General features: G+C 56.2%; 13 protein-coding genes. 6 read left to right on the top strand and 7 right to left on the bottom strand.

All coding sequences use genetic code 11. The features are described 5' to 3' along the window. Window positions 1-161: 161 nt before the first annotated feature. From bhcA to bhcD, 4 genes are all read left to right on the top strand, one after another. Window positions 162-1,352 carry an L-aspartate--glyoxylate aminotransferase BhcA gene (gene bhcA / locus ACEWL3_RS05640; protein ID WP_386180135.1) on the top strand — a complete coding sequence of 397 codons (1,191 nt, stop codon included), beginning with the start codon at window positions 162-164 and terminating at the stop codon, window positions 1,350-1,352. 16 nt (window positions 1,353-1,368) lie between these two features. Further along, entirely contained in the window at window positions 1,369-2,319 is a 951-nt protein-coding gene (gene bhcB / locus ACEWL3_RS05635; RefSeq protein WP_386180132.1) for a beta-hydroxyaspartate dehydratase BhcB, read from the top strand. Between the two features lie 13 nt (window positions 2,320-2,332). Continuing rightward, window positions 2,333-3,496 carry a 3-hydroxy-D-aspartate aldolase BhcC gene (gene bhcC, locus ACEWL3_RS05630; RefSeq protein ID WP_386180129.1) on the top strand — a complete coding sequence of 388 codons (1,164 nt, stop codon included), beginning with the start codon at window positions 2,333-2,335 and terminating at the stop codon, window positions 3,494-3,496. Between the two features lie 98 nt (window positions 3,497-3,594). Next, window positions 3,595-4,560: an iminosuccinate reductase BhcD gene (gene bhcD, locus ACEWL3_RS05625; protein WP_386180126.1), complete on the top strand. Its 966-nt coding sequence runs from the start codon at window positions 3,595-3,597 to the stop codon at window positions 4,558-4,560. Window positions 4,561-4,688: 128 nt separating this feature from the next. On the opposite strand, the gene ACEWL3_RS05620 is transcribed toward bhcD, so the two are convergent. The 3 genes from ACEWL3_RS05620 to puuE are packed head-to-tail and all read right to left on the bottom strand — an operon-like array spanning window position 4,689 to window position 8,075. Then, complete coding sequence (locus ACEWL3_RS05620; protein WP_386180123.1) at window positions 4,689-6,125, bottom strand: nucleobase:cation symporter-2 family protein; 1,437 nt, start codon at window positions 6,123-6,125, stop codon at window positions 4,689-4,691. Between the two features lie 55 nt (window positions 6,126-6,180). Beyond that, entirely contained in the window at window positions 6,181-6,666 is a 486-nt protein-coding gene (locus ACEWL3_RS05615; protein WP_386180120.1) for an ureidoglycolate lyase, read from the bottom strand. After that, window positions 6,663-8,075 (bottom strand): allantoinase PuuE, encoded by a 1,413-nt coding sequence (gene puuE, locus ACEWL3_RS05610; RefSeq protein ID WP_386180118.1) that lies wholly within the window; start codon window positions 8,073-8,075, stop codon window positions 6,663-6,665. Before puuE ends, ACEWL3_RS05615 begins: the two co-directional genes overlap by 4 nt. A 148-nt stretch (window positions 8,076-8,223) precedes the next feature. Here puuE and uraH point away from each other — a divergent pair, with 148 nt between their 5' ends. Further along, window positions 8,224-8,577 (top strand): hydroxyisourate hydrolase, encoded by a 354-nt coding sequence (gene uraH, locus ACEWL3_RS05605; protein ID WP_386180491.1) that lies wholly within the window; start codon window positions 8,224-8,226, stop codon window positions 8,575-8,577. Here the strand turns inward: uraH and ACEWL3_RS05600 are convergent. Further along, complete coding sequence (locus ACEWL3_RS05600; RefSeq protein WP_386180115.1) at window positions 8,574-9,494, bottom strand: LysR family transcriptional regulator; 921 nt, start codon at window positions 9,492-9,494, stop codon at window positions 8,574-8,576. The genes uraH and ACEWL3_RS05600 overlap by 4 nt on opposite strands. A gap of 99 nt (window positions 9,495-9,593) precedes the next feature. Between ACEWL3_RS05600 and ACEWL3_RS05595 the strand changes: the two genes are divergently transcribed. Further along, window positions 9,594-10,826, top strand: a complete 1,233-nt coding sequence (locus ACEWL3_RS05595) for a urate hydroxylase PuuD (RefSeq protein WP_386180113.1) — start codon at window positions 9,594-9,596, stop codon at window positions 10,824-10,826. Between the two features lie 20 nt (window positions 10,827-10,846). Here the strand turns inward: ACEWL3_RS05595 and cls are convergent, their stop codons facing one another. The 3 genes from cls to ACEWL3_RS05580 form a co-directional block, all read right to left on the bottom strand. After that, window positions 10,847-12,277, bottom strand: a complete 1,431-nt coding sequence (cls, locus tag ACEWL3_RS05590; protein ID WP_386180110.1) for a cardiolipin synthase — start codon at window positions 12,275-12,277, stop codon at window positions 10,847-10,849. Then, the gene (locus ACEWL3_RS05585; protein WP_386180107.1) at window positions 12,274-12,969 is read right to left on the bottom strand and encodes an endonuclease/exonuclease/phosphatase family protein; all 696 of its coding nucleotides are present in this window, start codon (window positions 12,967-12,969) and stop codon (window positions 12,274-12,276) included. Before ACEWL3_RS05585 ends, cls begins: the two co-directional genes overlap by 4 nt. A gap of 358 nt (window positions 12,970-13,327) precedes the next feature. Continuing rightward, window positions 13,328-16,981 (bottom strand): vitamin B12-dependent ribonucleotide reductase, encoded by a 3,654-nt coding sequence (locus ACEWL3_RS05580; RefSeq protein ID WP_386180104.1) that lies wholly within the window; start codon window positions 16,979-16,981, stop codon window positions 13,328-13,330. Window positions 16,982-17,430 lie beyond the last annotated feature (449 nt).

Here is a 17,430-nt window from a genome sequence, read left to right as displayed (position 1 = left end):
ATTCCAACGGTTATGAAAGACGCATTCACGATATGAAAAATACAAGCCCATGACAATGCAGCATTTTTTCTGCATTTGTAAAAATGAAAAATGTTTTCAAAAAAATATCCTTTGGATGGCTCAACCTTTAGGATCAAGGCAACGAACACAAGGAGACGACTATGAGCTTCCAGAACCCCGTTTTCATCCCCGGTCCGACCAACATGCCTGAGGCCCTGCGCAAAGCCTGCGACATGCCGACGATCGACCACCGTTCTCCGATTTTCGGTAAGATCCTGCATCCTTGTCTTGATGGTGTGCGTCAGGTTCTGAAATCTGAAAGTGCAAACATCTTTATCTTTCCCTCCACCGGCACCGGCGGTTGGGAAACGGCGCTGACCAACACGCTGAGCAAAGGGGACAAGGTTCTGGCCGCGCGCAACGGCATGTTCTCGCACCGCTGGATTGATATGTGCCAGCGGCATGGGCTGGACGTTCAGGTTGTTGAAACCCCATGGGGTCAAGGCCTGCCTGCCGACCGCTACGCCGAAATCCTCAAAGCGGACAAGAATCACCAGATCAAAGTTGTTCTGGCCACCCACAATGAAACCGCCACCGGGGTGAAATCCGACATCGGTGCCGTGCGCAAAGCGCTAGACGCGGCAGGTCACCCTGCCCTGCTCTTTGTGGACGGCGTAAGCTCCATCGCGTCGATGGATTTTCGGTTTGATGACTGGGGCGTGGACGTGGCTGTGACCGGTAGCCAAAAGGGCTTCATGTTGCCTGCGGGTCTGGCCATCGTCGGGTTTTCAGACAAGGCTGTCGCCGCGTCCAAGACAGCAGATTTGCCGCGCACCTTCTTTGACATCAAAGACATGCAGAACGGCTATAACGCCAACGCCTTTCCCTATACGCCGCCGGTGGGCTTGATGAATGGCCTTAAAATGTCGCTTGATATGCTGCTTGACGAAGGGCTTGAGAATGTCTTTGCCCGGCACCACCGGATCGCAACAGGCGTGCGGCAAGCCGTGTCGGCGTGGGGGCTGGAACTCTGTGCTGCATCCAATGACCTTCATTCTGACACGGTATCGGCGATCCGCACGCCGGACGGGTTCAACGCGACAGATATCGTCACACATGCCGCCGATGTGTACGGTGTGGCGTTTGGGGTCGGTCTGGGCGAGGTCGCCGGAAAAGTGTTCCGGATAGGCCACCTTGGCAGCCTGACAGACGTGATGATGCTGAGCGGGATCGCAACCGCAGAGATGTGCATGGCCGATCTGGGCCTTGATATCACGCTCGGCTCAGGCGTTGCCGCGTCACAGCAATATTACCGCGCCAATCCTGCCACTGCCCATCAAACCGCTGCCTGATAAGGACATAGATGCCATGTATATCCCCACATTCGATGACATGATCACGGCGCACGAGCGGATCAAACCCTACATCCACCGGACGCCGGTTCTGACATCTTCGTATCTGAACGAACTGATCGGTGCGCAGTTGTTCTTTAAATGCGAAAACTTCCAGAAAGCAGGTGCATTCAAGGTGCGCGGTGCCTCAAACGCGGTCTTTGGTCTGTCTGACGCGGATGCCAGAAATGGTGTCTGCACGCATTCATCTGGCAATCACGCCTTGTCGCTCAGCTATGCGGCGGGTCGCCGGGGTATTCCATGTAACGTCGTGATGCCCCACACGGCCCCTCAGGCGAAAAAGGACGCGGTCAAAGGGTATGGCGGCATCATCACAGAATGCGAACCCTCAACAACGTCGCGCGAAGCCGTCTTTGCCGAGGTTCAGGCTGCGACCGGGGGCAATTTTGTCCATCCCTATAATGATCCGAGGGTCATCGCTGGTCAGGGCACCTGTTCGCGAGAATTGATGGAGCAGACCGATGGTCTGGATATGGTCTTGGCCCCCATCGGCGGCGGCGGCATGATCTCTGGTACCTGCCTCACGCTTAGCACCATCGCGCCCGAAACGCAGGTCATCGCGGCCGAGCCTGAACAGGCCGACGATGCCTATCGCAGCTTCAAGGCCGGACACATCATTGCCGACGATGCGCCCAACACAATTGCAGACGGGCTGAAAGTGCCGCTCAAGGAACTGACCTGGCATTTTGTGTCTAACCACGTGACCGATATCCTGACCGCATCAGAGGATGAAATTATCGACGCGATGAAGCTGACGTGGCAGCGCATGAAGATCGTGATCGAAGCCAGCTGTGCCGTGCCGCTGGCCACCATCATCAAGAACAAAGACCGGTTTGCTGGCAAGCGGGTCGGCGTCATCATCACGGGTGGCAATGTCGATCTCGACACGCTGCCTTGGCTTAAGTGAAGGGAACAACCTCATGAACACGCATGTAAATTTTGAAAACCTCGAAGTCGGTTACGACGTTCCGGCCGTGCCGGGTATGGACGAGGCAGACATCGAAACACCCTGCCTCGTGCTCGATCTGGACGCGCTAGAGCGTAACATCGTCAAGATGGGCAACTTTGCCAAAGAAATGGGTGTGCGGCACCGGGTGCACGGCAAAATGCATAAATCCGTCGATGTGGCCAAACTTCAGGAAAAGCTGGGCGGTTCAGTTGGTGTGTGCTGCCAGAAAGTGTCCGAGGCAGAAGTGTTCGCCCGTGGCGGCATCAAAGACGTGATGGTGTCCAATCAAGTGACCCAACCCGCAAAGATTGACCGTCTCGCCCGGCTGCCTTTGCTTGGCGCGCGCACGATCTGTTGTGTGGACGACCCCGAAAATGTTGCGGACCTTTCTGCGGCAGCGGTCAGGCACGGAACCCAGATCGAATGTGTCGTCGAGATTGACTGCGGCGCGGGCCGATGCGGTGTTACAACAACGCAGGACGTTATTCACATCGCCAAGCTGATCGATGCCGCAGATGGGCTTAAGTTTGCCGGCTTGCAAGCCTATCAGGGTGCCATGCAGCACCTGGATTCTTACGAAGATCGCAAGGCCAAGATCGACACCGCCGTGGCGCAGGTCGCTGACGCAATTGCGGGCCTCAAGGAGCAGGGCTTGGAGTGCGATATCGTTGGCGGCGGTGGCACCGGGTCCTACTATTTTGAAGGGACTTCTGGTGTTTTCAATGAGTTGCAGTGTGGTTCTTATGCGTTCATGGATGCCGATTATGGCCGTATCCTCGACAAGGACGGGAACCGCATTGACCAGGGCGAATGGGAAAACGCATTGTTCATTCTGACCTCCGTCATGTCCCACGCCAAGGCCGATCTTGCTGTCGTTGATGCGGGCCTCAAGGCACAATCCGTCGATAGTGGCCTGCCGGTGGTCTATGGCCGCACGGATGTCGAATATTTTAAATGCTCAGACGAGCATGGCGTGATCCGCGACCCCAAAGGTGTTCTCAAGGTCAACGACAAGCTGCGCCTTGTGCCCGGCCACTGTGACCCGACCTGCAACGTCCATGATTGGTATGTCGGTGTCCGCGGCGGCAAGGTTGAAACAGTCTGGCCCGTGTCCGCGCGCGGCAAAGCGTATTGATTACAACACCTTCAACAGCGACGTTGAAGAAAAGACGCCTGCGTGCCTGCCGTTCCCGGCACCACACGCAGGCGCACGCATTTTATTAGGAGAACCCCATGATAATCGTTCCCGAACGCGAAATTGCTGCCCTGATGACCCGAGACGCGGCATTTGATGCGGTGAGTGGTGTCTTTGCCGCTATGGCATCAAAAGACGCCTATAATTTCCCCGTCATCCGCGAGGCCATTGGCCACGAGGACGCGCTTTATGGGTTCAAAGGCGGCTTTGACAAGGCGGGCATGGCACTGGGGGTCAAGGCGGGCGGCTATTGGCCCCACAATCTGGAAAAACACGGCCACATCAACCACCAGTCCACGGTATTTTTGTTCGATCCCGACACCGGCATGGTCAAGGCAATGGTGGGCGGCAACCTGTTGACAGCGCTGCGCACGGCGGCGGCGTCTTCGGTGTCGATCAAACATCTGGCGCGCAAGGACGCAAGGGTCATGGGCATGATCGGTGCAGGCCATCAGGCCACCTTCCAATTGCGCGCCGCATTGGAACAGGGCCGCTTTGAAAAAGTCATCGGCTGGAACTATCACCCCGATATGCTGCCCAACCTTGAAAAGGTCGCGACCGAGGCGGGCCTGCCGTTTGAGGCGGTTGAACTGGACGGCATGGGCGAGGCTGACGTCATCATCTCGATCACCTCAGCCTTTGCGCCTTCGCTGATGGCGGATCATGTCTCGCCCGGCACCCACATCGCCTGCATGGGCACCGACACCAAAGGCAAGCAAGAGGTCGAGGCCGCCCTGCTGGCCCGCGCAACGGTCTTTACCGACGAAGTGGCGCAATCCATCAGCATTGGCGAGGCGCAGCACGCCATTGCCGAGGGCCTGATCAAGCAAAGTGATGTGCATCAGATCGGCGCGGTGATCAACGGAACCCACAAGGGCCGGACATCGGAGGATGAGATCACCTTGTTTGATGGGACGGGCGTTGGTCTGCAGGATCTGGCCGTCGCTGCCAAGGTGGTGGAACTTGCGGTGCAACAGGGCGTCGCCATTGAGGTCGATTTCTAAGAAGTTGGCCTTTGAGATGATCGAGGGCATTTGAAAGGTCTCAGACTGAGGTCACTGATTTAGCGACAAAAAAGGGCGCTCCCAACTGGAGCGCCCTTTGCTGTTTCAAGGGTGCACGCACCCGAGGGTCAGTTGTCCTTTGGCAGAGATCCCGCCCCGTGACCGGCCATGCCGCCCGAGACTTCTTCTGTTGCTTCCCCAGAAAGCTCCTCTGGCAGGATCAGGTTCAAAACGATCGCAATCAACGCAGCAGGCAGAAGGCCCGACGTCATCAGAATGCGCAGCGTGTCTGGCAAATACTGAACCGCCTTGGGGTCCAGTTGCAGGCCAAGGCCCACCGACAGGGCAATCGCAAAGATCACCATGTTGCGGCGGTTCCAATTCACGTCGGACAGCATCGAAATGCCCGCCGCCACCACCATGCCGAACATCACGATCACACCGCCCCCCAGAACCTCAATTGGGATGGTGCGGATCACAGCACCCACTTTGGGGATCATCCCGCAGAGGATCAAAAAGATCGCACCGATGGTGACAACGTGCCGGGACATCACACCGGTCATCGCAATCAGACCGACATTCTGGCTGAACGAGGTGTTGGGGAAACCGCCGAATACACCTGCAACCGCCGTGCCAATACCGTCAGCATAGGTCGCACCTGTGATCTCTTCTTCCGTTGCCTCACGCCCGGCACCCCCTTTGGTGATACCGGACACATCGCCAACCGTCTCAACGGCGGAAACAAAGGCCATCAGACAAAATCCGACAATCGCCGCAAAGCTCATCTCGAACCCGTATTTGAACGGAACCGGGAAGGCGACAGGTGCCGCGCGGCCCCAGCTGGTGGCAATGCCCTCCAGCGTGACCATGCCCATCGCCATGGCATAGAAATAACCAACGAAAATACCAATCACGACAGCGGACACCGCCAACATGCCTTTGGCATAGAATTTGAGCGCCAGCGTCACAAAGATCACAACCAATGCGGCTGACCAGTTCAGCAACGATCCATATTCAGGCTGGTCAATGGCAGGCACACCACCTGCGGCATATTGGATGCCGACCTTGACCAGCGCCAAACCGATCATCGTGACCACAAGGCCCGTGACCAGTGGCGGCAAGGCAAATCGGATCTTGCCAATAAACGTCGCAATAAACGTGTGGAACAGACCGCCAATGACCACACCCCCAAAGAGGGCTGGCAATGCCTCGACACCTTTGCCTGCCACCAGCGGGATCATGATAGGGATGAACGCAAAACTGGTGCCCTGCACAATCGGCAGCCGCGCGCCAACGGGGCCAAAACCAATGGTCTGGAACAACGTCGCAACACCGGCAAAGAGCATCGACATCTGGATGAGATAGGTCATGTCCGGAAAACCCTGCGCCCCCGCGTCAGAGCCAAAGCCAAAGCCAGCGGCACCCGCGATGATGATCGCAGGGGTCACGTTTGAGACAAACATGGCCAGCACATGTTGTATTCCCAAGGGCACCGCGCGGTGCAGCGCCGGGGTATAATTTGGGTCGCGGAGCTGTTCCGGGGTCCCGATGGAGGCATCTGTCATGATCATAAGTCCCTTTTGGTTATTGCGTTAGCTGGCGTTTAGGCCACCAGTCTGGTCATTGTTCGATGATGTAGGGTTGCGTGAACCAGTGTTCCTCAAGGTTCGCGCCATTGCCGATACGGTCGATGACGGCAAAAACGCCCGGCTCGGACAGCGGTGTCAAAACGCCGTGCCAGGTGCCGCGATGGAAATTGATCGCCTGACCGGGTGCGGTCAAAAACGCGCGTGGGTCAATTGGTGTGCCAGCCTTATCCGCCGCAACAACCACCAAAAACGGATCAGCAGACATCGGTACAAACGCCTGACTGCCCTCTGGGTGGCGCTCCACCATTTCCAGCGTCAGGGGCAGCGTTTCTTTTTCGCCCTGAAAGATGCTGATCCCTGCCTTGCCATCAGCAAAATCCAAATTGGCCAGGTCATGAAACCGCCCGCATTTCCCCTGATTGATGATTTTATCCGGCGTCCCTGATACCTCCAACACATCGCCGTAGGGCGCAAAGGCCTGCGCCGTCAGGGGGGCGATCTTGATCCGGTTGTTCATGCGCAAAACTTTTCCTGTAGCCGCAGTTCCGCTATCCGTTCAACCTGCCTGCACGCTTCAGAAAATTCGGTGTCACGGTCGTTTTCGATGCGCCGCTTGAAGGCGTCCATGATCGACGCTTTGGTGTTGTCGCGCACCGCAATGATGAAGGGAAAACCAAATTTCGTGGTATAGGCGTCGTTGAGCGCCGTAAAGGTCTGGCGTTCGTCATCGGTGAGTGCGTTCAACCCAACCGATGCCTGTTCGGCTGTCGACTCCGCGGTCAGGCGCTTGGCCTCAGCCAGTTTGCCCGCCAGATCGGGGTGCGCGGTCAGCACGCCAAGGCGCTTTTCGGCATCCGCACTGCGAAACACCCGTGCCAGCATCTGATGCACACCTTGTGCCGTATCATGGGTCGGACCCAATTCATGCGCAAATGCCCCTTCGGCGACCCATGGGCTGTGTTCAAAGATGCCGCCAAATTCCGCAACAAAGGTGTCGCGGTCCATCTGGGATGGGCGCATTTTCGGCATGGCTGGGTTTTCCTTGGCCCAATGTTCAGCAATCTCAAGTCGCGTGGCAAACCAGACATCTTCATGTGATTTGAAATGGTCCAGCACCCGTCGCAATGCCGCAGAACGGCCCGGGCGGCCCATCAGCCGACAATGAAGGCCAATCGACAACATTTTGGGCTGACCGGCACACCCTTCTGCATGCAGGATATCAAAACTGTCTTTCAGGTAGCTTTCAAACTGATCCCCATTGGTGAAACCTGCTTGAATCGCAAACCGCATGTCATTGCAGTCCAACGTATAGGGCACGATCAGTTGATCACGTCCATCGAAGTTCATCCAATAGGGCAGATCATCGGCGTAACTATCTGCAATATAGGCAAATTGCCCGGTTTCAGCGACCAGCCGCACAGTGTTGTTTGAACAACGCCCGGTGTACCATCCGCGCGGGGCAGCCCCTGTGAGTTCAGTGTGCAAACGGATCGCCTCTGCAATCTGAGCACGCTCTTCCTGCTCTGCCATGTCCTTGTGTTCGACCCATTTCAGGCCATGGCTGGCAATCTCCCACCCTGATGCCTTCATCGCAGCAACCTGTTCAGGCGCGCGGGCCAAGGCGGTTGTTACGCCATAAACCGTCAACGGCAGGTCACTCATCATCCGGTGCAAACGCCAAAAGCCAGCCCGCGATCCGTATTCGTATATTGATTCCATGTTCCAATGACGCTGGCCGGGCCAGGCAGAAGCACCTGTAATTTCGGAAAGAAATGCCTCTGACGCCGCATCACCATGCAGGATGTTATTCTCGCCACCCTCTTCATAATTAAGGACAATTTGAACTGCGATCTTGGCCCCGTTCGGCCAATTGGCTTTCGGCGGGGTCGCGCCATAACCTGTCATGTCACGTGGATATCGGTTCACAGAAAAGCCCTCCCGGATGGCATGCTTGTATTTCAAAACAATATTCTTGTTTTTCAAATAAAACACGAAGGAGTCTTCTGCCAGCAGGGCTTTGCTGATGGCGCGTCCAACAGACTATAAAAAGACCAACAAAGCAGGAGAGACACCCATGACCGGATATCTGACCACACATGTGCTCGACACCGCACGCGGCTGTCCAGCTCAGGGCCTCAAGATTGACCTTTTCAGGATCGACAGCGAAACGCGGATTCACCTCAAGACACTCACGACCAATGAGGACGGGCGCACCGACGAACAGATTTTGCCGGCAGGCCTGTTCGAAACCGGGACCTATGAACTGGTCTTTCATGCAGGTGACTATCTGGATGCCTGCGGCATACCCCCAGAATCCCCGCGGTTTCTGGATGTGATCCCCCTGCGTTTTGGCATGTCAGAAGCAACGCATTACCATGTGCCTTTGCTGCTGTCGCCGTTCAGCTACGCCACCTATCGCGGCAGTTAAGCGGGAATTGTGCTGTCGCGCACGACCTCGGTGATCCGGGAGATCACATATTCCATAAACAGCCGGGTCTTGGGATCCTGCCGCCTGCGGTGTGTGAAAAGGCAAGCCATCTGAATGGGTTCGGGCGGGTTTTGGGTGGCGACCGGCACCAAACGCCCTGCCTTTATGTGATCGGCCACCTCAAAGATCGGTTTCATCACGATGCCATTTCCTGCCAATGCCCAATCGGTCAGCACATCACCATCATCACATTCATAGCGCCCGGCAATCTGAAAACGTTTTGGTCCTTCGGCTGTGTTCAGGCGCCATTGAAATTCGGTGGCACCGGGAAACCGAAGGTTCAGACATTCGTGGTTCTGCACCATCAATTCCTGCCCGGAACTTGGGTTGCCATGCGCCTTGATATAGGCCGGGCTGGCACAGAGGATACGTTCCACATCCGCAATCTTGCGCATGCGCAGATTGCTGTCCTCGGGTTGCCCAAGAAAGAATGACAGATCAAGACCTTCGGTGGTCAGGTCTACCTTGCGGTCCGTCAGCCTGAGCCGGATTTTCACTTCTGGATATTTGTCGAGAAATCCCCGCACCAAAGGGGCGATCAACCTGCGTCCGACGCCCAGCGGTGCCGCCACATAAAGCGAGCCTTTGGGATTGTCGGTGATGTTGACCACCTGCGCCTCGGCGCTCTCTACCGCCTCCAAAATCTCGCTGGCACCGCCATAGAATGCCTTGCCCTGTTCTGTCGGTGTCAGGCTGCGGGTTGTGCGTTGAAACAGACGCACACTGAGGTGTTCTTCAAGTTGCGAAATACGTGACGACGTCACCGCAGGCGAAATGCGCAAGTCCCTGCCAGCGGCGGACATGCTGCCCAATTCATAGACGCGAACAAAGGTGCGGATGTTATCGAGATAGGACATTGTTTTGTTTTTTTTGATGCTGCTTGGTATTTTGGTACAATACCTGAAGAATGTCTCCTCGCCTAGTATGGCGTTGAATTCGAATCTAGGGAGAGCCTCATGTACGATCTGGCAATTATTTGGGACTGGATCGCATTTGCGGTGCGGTGGCTGCATGTGATCACAGCGATGGCCTGGATAGGTGCATCGTTCTACTTTATCGCTCTGGATCTGGGCCTGCGCAAAGCCGCGAACATGCCTGTCGGGTGCCACGGTGAGGAATGGCAGGTGCATGGCGGGGGTTTTTATCACATCCAGAAGTATCTGGTCGCCCCTGAAAACATGCCCGAACACCTGATCTGGCACAAATGGCAAAGCTACATCACCTGGGTTTCGGGTGCTGCCCTTTTGATGATCGTTTACTGGGTCGGTGGTGAGCTGTTTCTGCTCGATCCTACCAAGGCAAATCTTTCATTGTGGCAGGGCATCGTGATCTCGGGCGGGTCGCTGACCATTGGCTGGATTGCCTATGACTTCATGTGCAAATCCAAGCTGGGCGAACATTCAACCTTGCTGATGCTGCTGCTGTTCGTGATTTTGGTGATCATGGCCTGGGGATATGATCAGATTTTCACAGGCCGCGCCGCGCTGTTGCATCTGGGTGCATTCACCGCGACCATCATGACCGCAAACGTGTTTTTCCAGATCATGCCAAATCAGCGCATCGTAGTGAATGATCTCAAGGCCGGTCGCACGCCTGATGCCAAATACGGCAAGATTGCCAAGCTGCGGTCGACCCACAACAATTACCTGACTCTGCCTGTCGTGTTCTTGATGCTGTCCAACCACTATCCACTGGCCTTTGGCACGGAATACAGCTGGATCATCGCCAGCCTGATTTTTCTGACCGGCGTGACCATTCGCCATTATTTCAATACCATGCACGCCACCGGGTCAGGCCCGCATTGGACATGGGCGGTGACGGTCCTGTTGTTCGTACTTATCGCGTGGCTGTCCACGCTGTCGGGCACTGAGACGCTGGAAGAAGCCGAGGCACGCGCGCCAACGCCTTATGAACAGCACTTTGCGTCTGCGGCGGGGTTTGAGGATGCCTATGACACCGTGCTGGGCAATTGTTCGATGTGTCACGCCCGCGAACCTGTCTGGGAGGGCCTGCGGTGGCCTCCAAAAGGCGTCGTGCTTGAAACGCAAAACGACGTTGCGCGCTATGCCGATCAAATCTATCTGCACGCGGGCGTGAGCCACGCGATGCCGCCCCCAAATGCCGTGCAGATGGATGATGAGGCCCGCGCGACCATCGTGGCCTGGGTCAGTGCCGCACGTGCAGACTGATCTTACAAAACCTTTGTGTTCTAGAGGATCGGCCCGATCGTGGCGATCACATTGTGCCAAATGCGTTTTCGATAAGGCCAGTTGATCACGGTATCCAAAGAGACAAGTTCAGAATCAGCAATATATTCTGCTTGCCGCCCCTGAATTTGGCTCGTGATTTCAGTGTCTTGCAAAAGAATATTATTCTCATAATTCAAATCGAAACTGCGCAGATCAAGGTTAGATGACCCGATCAGGCTGATCTTGTCGTCAATCGTCAGGGTCTTTGCATGCAGCAGCCCGCCGGTGAATTCGTGGATGATACAGCCTGCCTCAAGCAAGGCGCGATAATAGCTGCGCGAAGCGGCCGCGACGATCCAGTTGTCGTTCAACTTTGGGAATATCAGCGTCACCACGACGCCGCGAAAGGCTGCGGCGCGCAACGACTCCAATACCGTGGCGTCAGGCACGAAATAGGGTGTCGACAATGTGACTGTGGCGCGTGCGCACCCGATGGCCGTGGAAAAGAGATGCGGCGTGGCCCCTTTCCGTTCGGTCGGGCCAAAGCCCAGGGCCTGTGCAGGAAAGCCGTCTTTTGCCGGTTTGGAAGATACCGCGCACCGCGCGAGCCTTTCGCCCGTTGCATCCATCCAGTCGGTTGCGAAAAGCAGCTGGTTTTGCGCAACAACGGGCCCGCGGAACCGCAACATGATGTCGATCCAAGGCGCGTAATTCGCCTTGATCTTAAACTCGGGATCCGCCGAATTTCGACTGCCACAATAGGTGATCTGACCGTCGATCACAGTTATTTTCCGGTGATTGCGCAAATCAATGCGGCTGTTCAGTAAGGTCCGGATCGGACGGTTTAGCGGCAGGGCGACAGCCATCTGCACGCCCGCGTCCCGCATGCGCCGCCACAGGGCCGAGCGGATCAACACGCGCGACCCCAGCCCGTCCGCCATCGCCCGGCAGGTGACCCCGCGACGGACCGCCCGGATCAACGCCTCTGCCAAAGCGGTGCCCGTTCTGTCGCCCAACCAGATATAGTAAAGCACATGGACATGGTCCGTTGCGGCGTCAATATCCGCAATCATGCGTGCGTGGGTTCTCGCGCTGTCTGCCATCAGTTCAGCGGTGTTACCGGCCATCGGATGGAAACCATTCACCGACGCCGCATATTTGAACGCCGCCTGATAAGGGCGCTCAATCAGGGCCGTCAGTTTTTCCGCCTCCCCCATGTCCGCAGCAGCATCGTATTTGATGGTGTCAAATATCGCGGCACGCGTGCGTCTGGCCTTGCCACGCAGATCGACCTCTCCGAACAGGAAATAGACCACAGAGCCAAAGATCGGCAGACCCAGCAGCACAATAAACCAAGCCAACCGCGCAGGCGGTGACAGATCATCGCGCAACAGGATGCGCGTCGTGAACATCCCCACCACAAGAATGTGCAGGACAAGAAGCAGACTCACGCGCTGTCCTTTTCCAGATCAAGGTCGATGACGATGGGCAGGTGATCAGATGCACGCGCGGCCAGATCAGAGCTGTGCACATGGCTCGACATATGGCGCGCCGCCCCTTTCAACACGAAACGGTCCAGCGCTGTCACCGGACGGGACGCATGATAACTGTTGCCCGGCGTGATCATCTCAAACCCGCCGCGCAACGTCTCGGTGATATCTGTATCCCGTTTCCAGATGTTGAAATCCCCGGCAACAAGCGTCGGATGATCTGAGTGTTCAAGATAGCTTTCGATGGCTCTGATCTGTCTGATGCGTATGCCCCGGCTGAGAGCGAGGTGCACACCGACAATCTCGATCCCCGGCACCGCAAACCGCGCTGATATCGCGCCGCGCGGCTCAAGCGTTGGCAGCTTGACCCGCTCTGCCCGGTCCAACATCATGGTTTTCTTGCGGTACAATATCGCATTGCCGTGCCAGCCGTGGCTTTCCGGGCGTATCGATACATCAGCAAAGACATAGCCCAGTTCTTCTTCCATCTGTGCCAAAGGCAAGACGCCCGCCCGCTGGCCAATGCGTTTGTCAGCCTCTTGCAGCACGACAACATCCGCGTCGATTTCATGTAACACCCGCACGATCCGGTCTGCATCGCGGCGCCAGTCGAGGCCGATTGCCTTTCGGATGTTGTAACTTGCGATGCGCATCAAGGTGCCCGTTCTGTTTGCGCGTTCTTGGTATCATACCACCGCGCGTCCCGCATCATCTGTTCCAAAAGAAGAATGGCAGTGCTGATGTGGACCCTGATTTTGCCAGTCGGAGCCATGTTTTGGAAGGGAGCAAGATGTCTCACTCCCAAAAATAAAAAGAGGAGAGCCTAAGCCCTCCTCAAAGTTTCGCCGTTCAAGCTCAATATGTTAACCGCTCGGTATTTGTTTTGCCTGCGGCCTGAACGTCGTCAAGGGGCGAGCGCACCCGCCCCGTGTAAGTCGCACCGCGCCGCGGTGCGATGAAATGCCGGCAGTCATTCTTTTGAGAACGATGAAGGCATTCCGTCTATTTGTATCAGCTACACCCGCTTGTCCCTCCGCAGGTGTTGCACTTCATGCAGGTGCCGTTGCGCACCAGCGTATAGTTGCCACATTCGCCGCATGCCTCGCCCTCATAGCCCTGCATCTTGGCCTTGGTGCGTGCATCAAGGGCCACGGTACCCGAAGACACCGACGTGGACGACGTCATCGCAACCGCGAGGTTGCCCGATGCGCCCTCTGGCACCAGCGACTGGAACGCAGCAACGGCATCGGCCTGCCCGCCCTGAAGCACCACAAGTTCCTGTGGCAAACGGTTGCGCAGATATCCGGTTGAGCTGATTTGTCTCAGCACTTCCAATGACTTGTTTGCCGCCGTGTCGGACAGTTCGGCAACGTTGCCGACCGTCTCTTCGGCTTCGCCCTTGCCGAGATCATCAAATGTCTGGCCCGAAGGTTGCACATGCGCAAGGTCCGTGCGGTCCAGATAGCTGACGGCGAGTTCACGGAAGATATAGTCAAGGATCGAGGTCGCTGACCGGATCGTTTCGTTGCCCTGCACCAGACCGGCTGGCTCAAACTTGGTAAAGGTGAACGCGTCGACAAATTCTTCGAGCGGCACGCCGTATTGCAGACCAACCGACACCGCGATGGCAAAGTTGTTCATCATCGCCCGGAAACCCGCACCCTCCTTGTGCATGTCGATGAAAATCTCGCCCAGCTTGCCGTCTTCGTATTCGCCGGTGCGCAGATAGACTTTGTGACCGCCCACATTGGCCTTTTGGGTATATCCCTTGCGGCGCTGAGGCATCTTTTCGCGGTGCGATTTGATCAGCTCTTTGATGATGATCTTTTCAACGATCTTTTCGGCCAGCACGGTGGCTTTTTCCTGCTGAGAGCCGCTTTCGAGGATCTCTGCCGCCTCATCATCATCCTCAACCAGCGACGCCGCCAGCGGTTGTGACAGTTTGGAACCATCGCGGTAAAGTGCGTTGGCCTTGATGCCCAGCGACCAGCTGAGTTCATAGGCCTTCTGGCAATCTTCAATGGTGGCATCGTTTGCCATGTTGATGGTCTTTGAGATGGCACCAGAGATAAACGATTGTGCCGCAGCCATCATGGTTATGTGGCTGTTTACACCCAGGAACCGCTTGCCCCTTTTGCCGCAGGGGTTGGCGCAATCAAAGATGCTATAGTGCTCTTCTTTCAGATGCGGCGCACCTTCCAGCGTCATTGTCCCGCAGACGTGATCGTTGGCTGCGTCGATTTCACGGCGGCTGAAGCCCAGTGACCGGAGCAGGTCAAACGTCGGATCGTTCAGCTTTTCCGCCGGAATACCAAGGACTTGCGTGCAAAACTCTTCGCCCAGCGTCCATTGGTTGAACACGAAGCGAATGTCAAAGGCCTGTGCCAGTGCCGCGTCTACCTTGGCCAGTTCGACCGCGCCAAACCCATGGCCCATCAACGAAGTGTGGTTGATGCCCGGTGCGTTGCCGATGCTGCCGTGACCCACGGCATAGCTGATGATTTCCTCAACCTGAGCTGAGCCGTAGCCCTGCTTGGCCAGCGCTGCTGGTACCGACTGGTTGATAATCTTGAAATAGCCGCCACCGGCCAGTTTCTTGAATTTGACCAGAGCAAAGTCAGGCTCGATCCCGGTGGTGTCACAATCCATCACCAGACCGATGGTGCCGGTGGGCGCGATGACAGACACCTGAGCGTTTCTGAAGCCGTACTTTTCGCCCATTTTCAAGGCTTCATCCCAGCACGACATCGCCACATCAACAAGACCGGGCTGCGGACAATTGTGATGGTCCAGCGGCACGGGCTTGATCGACAGTTTCTCGTAGCCTTTGCTTTCGCCGTAGGCCGCATTGCGGTGGTTGCGAATGACCCGTTGCATGTGCTCGGCGTTTTTGGCGTAGCCGGGGAATGGACCCAACTCACCAGCAATCTCGGCACTTGTGGCATATGATACGCCGGTCATGATCGCGGTCAGCGATCCGCAGAGCGCGCGGCCCTCGTCGCTGTCATAGGAATACCCCATGTTCATCAGCAAGCCGCCGATGTTGGCATAGCCCAGACCCAAGGTACGGAAGTCATAAGAGCGCTGCGCGATTTCCTTGGACGGGAACTGCGCCATCATCACCGAGATTTCCAATGTCACGGTCCACAGACGCGATGCGTGCATGTAGTCCTCAACCTGAAATTCACCGTTCTCCAAGAAGGTCAGCAGGTTCATCGACGCAAGGTTGCAGGCCGTATCATCCAGAAACATATATTCAGAACAAGGGTTTGAACCACGGATTGCACCGTCTTCCGGGCAGGTGTGCCAGTCGTTGACGGTGTCATGATACTGGATGCCCGGATCGGCACAGGCCCATGCGGCATGGCCTACCTGTTCCCACAATTCACGGGCGCGTATTGTTTTTGCGACCTTACCGTTCACACGGTCGATCAATTCCCAGTCGGCGTCTTTCTCAACGGCTTTCAGGAAAGCATTGGTAACGCGGATCGAGTTGTTGGAGTTCTGGCCGGATACGGATGAATAGGCTTCCGAATCCCAATCAGTGTCATAGGTCGGGAATTCAATCGAGGTGTGACCCTGCTTGGCATAGTCCAGCACGCGCTTCACGTAGGTCTCGGGGATCGCCACCTTTTTGGCCTCACGGATCGCCGATTTCAGCTGAGTATTGTGCGCAGGATCATAGGCATCGGCCTCTGCCCCGTCCCAGCCCTTGATCGCTGCAAAGATCAGGTTCAGCTTTTCTTCGTGCATTTTGGAGCCTGCAACGATGGACGCCACTTTCTGCTCTTCAATGACTTTCCAGTTGATGAAGTCCTGAATATCAGGGTGATCGGCATCCACGATCACCATCTTGGCCGCGCGCCGTGTGGTGCCGCCCGATTTGATTGCGCCCGCCGCGCGGTCACCAATTTTCAGGAATCCCATCAGTCCGGATGATTTGCCGCCCCCCGACAGGCTTTCGCCCGCTGCGCGCAGGCTGGAAAAGTTGGTGCCGGTGCCAGAGCCATATTTAAACAGCCGTGCTTCGCGGACCCACAGATCCATGATGCCGCCATCACCAACCAGATCATCCTTAACCGACTGGATAAAACAGGCGTGTGGCTGGGGGTGCTCATAAGAGGATTTGGAGCGTGTCAGCTTGCCGGTTTTGTAATCAACGTAATAATGACCCTGCGCCGGGCCATCGATGCCATAGGCCCAGTGCAAACCAGTGTTGAACCACTGCGGAGAATTGGGTGCCGCACGCTGGCTGGCCAGCATGTGGCGCATTTCGTCATAATAGGCCTGCGCGTCTTCTTCGGTGGTGAAATAGCCACCCTTCCAACCCCAATAGGCCCATGCCCCCGCCAGACGGTCAAACACCTGCTTTGAGGACGTCTCGCCGCCCATTGTCGCACCCTCTGCCGGAACAGAGCGCCACAGGAACTCTGGCACACCCTTTTCTTTGACCTTCTTCATCGCGCTCGGCACGCCGGCCTTGCGGAAATATTTCTGCGCAATCACGTCGCTGGCAACCTGGCTCCAGCTTGAAGGAACCTCCACATCGTCGAGCTTGAATACAACTGACCCATCCGGATTACGGATTTCTGACACCGTGGTGACAAAATCCAAATCGCTATACGCGTCCTGCCCGACTTTCGTGAATTTCCGTTCAATTTTCATCTTAGCTGCCTCATGTTCAGCGTTACCATCCAAGAGGCGCATCTGTCATTGCAGAGGCCCCCGCCCTATTGTGTCGCCGTGACGCAGACACAAGGTTCCAACGGCCAACCGGACCATATCCCGGCGGCGATGCAGTAACACAACGCTATAATAGTCGTTTACCTGTCCCTCGTGCCCCGATGCGCCTTTTGAGCGTTAACCACTACATCTTGTGGCGTCATCGTCGGCTTGCACAACCTGACGTATTGGGACCTATTTGGTCAACGATTTTATTACCATTTTTTGCGAAAGTTACTGTTGACCCAGATTAGATTTTTTGGGCCGACGCAGCGTGCCTGATTCAAAGGGTTAATATCCCCAATTTTGTCCACCAAAGATCACGGTGCACGTATCGCGATTAATCAAACCATCCGGCAGGTTTAGATAGTGGTTTTCATCTTTTGCATGAA

It is taken from the genome of Sulfitobacter sediminivivens, from assembly GCF_042611115.2.
GTDB lineage: Bacteria > Pseudomonadota > Alphaproteobacteria > Rhodobacterales > Rhodobacteraceae > Sulfitobacter > Sulfitobacter sediminivivens.
This window is presented reverse-complemented; position numbering and strand designations above follow the sequence as displayed.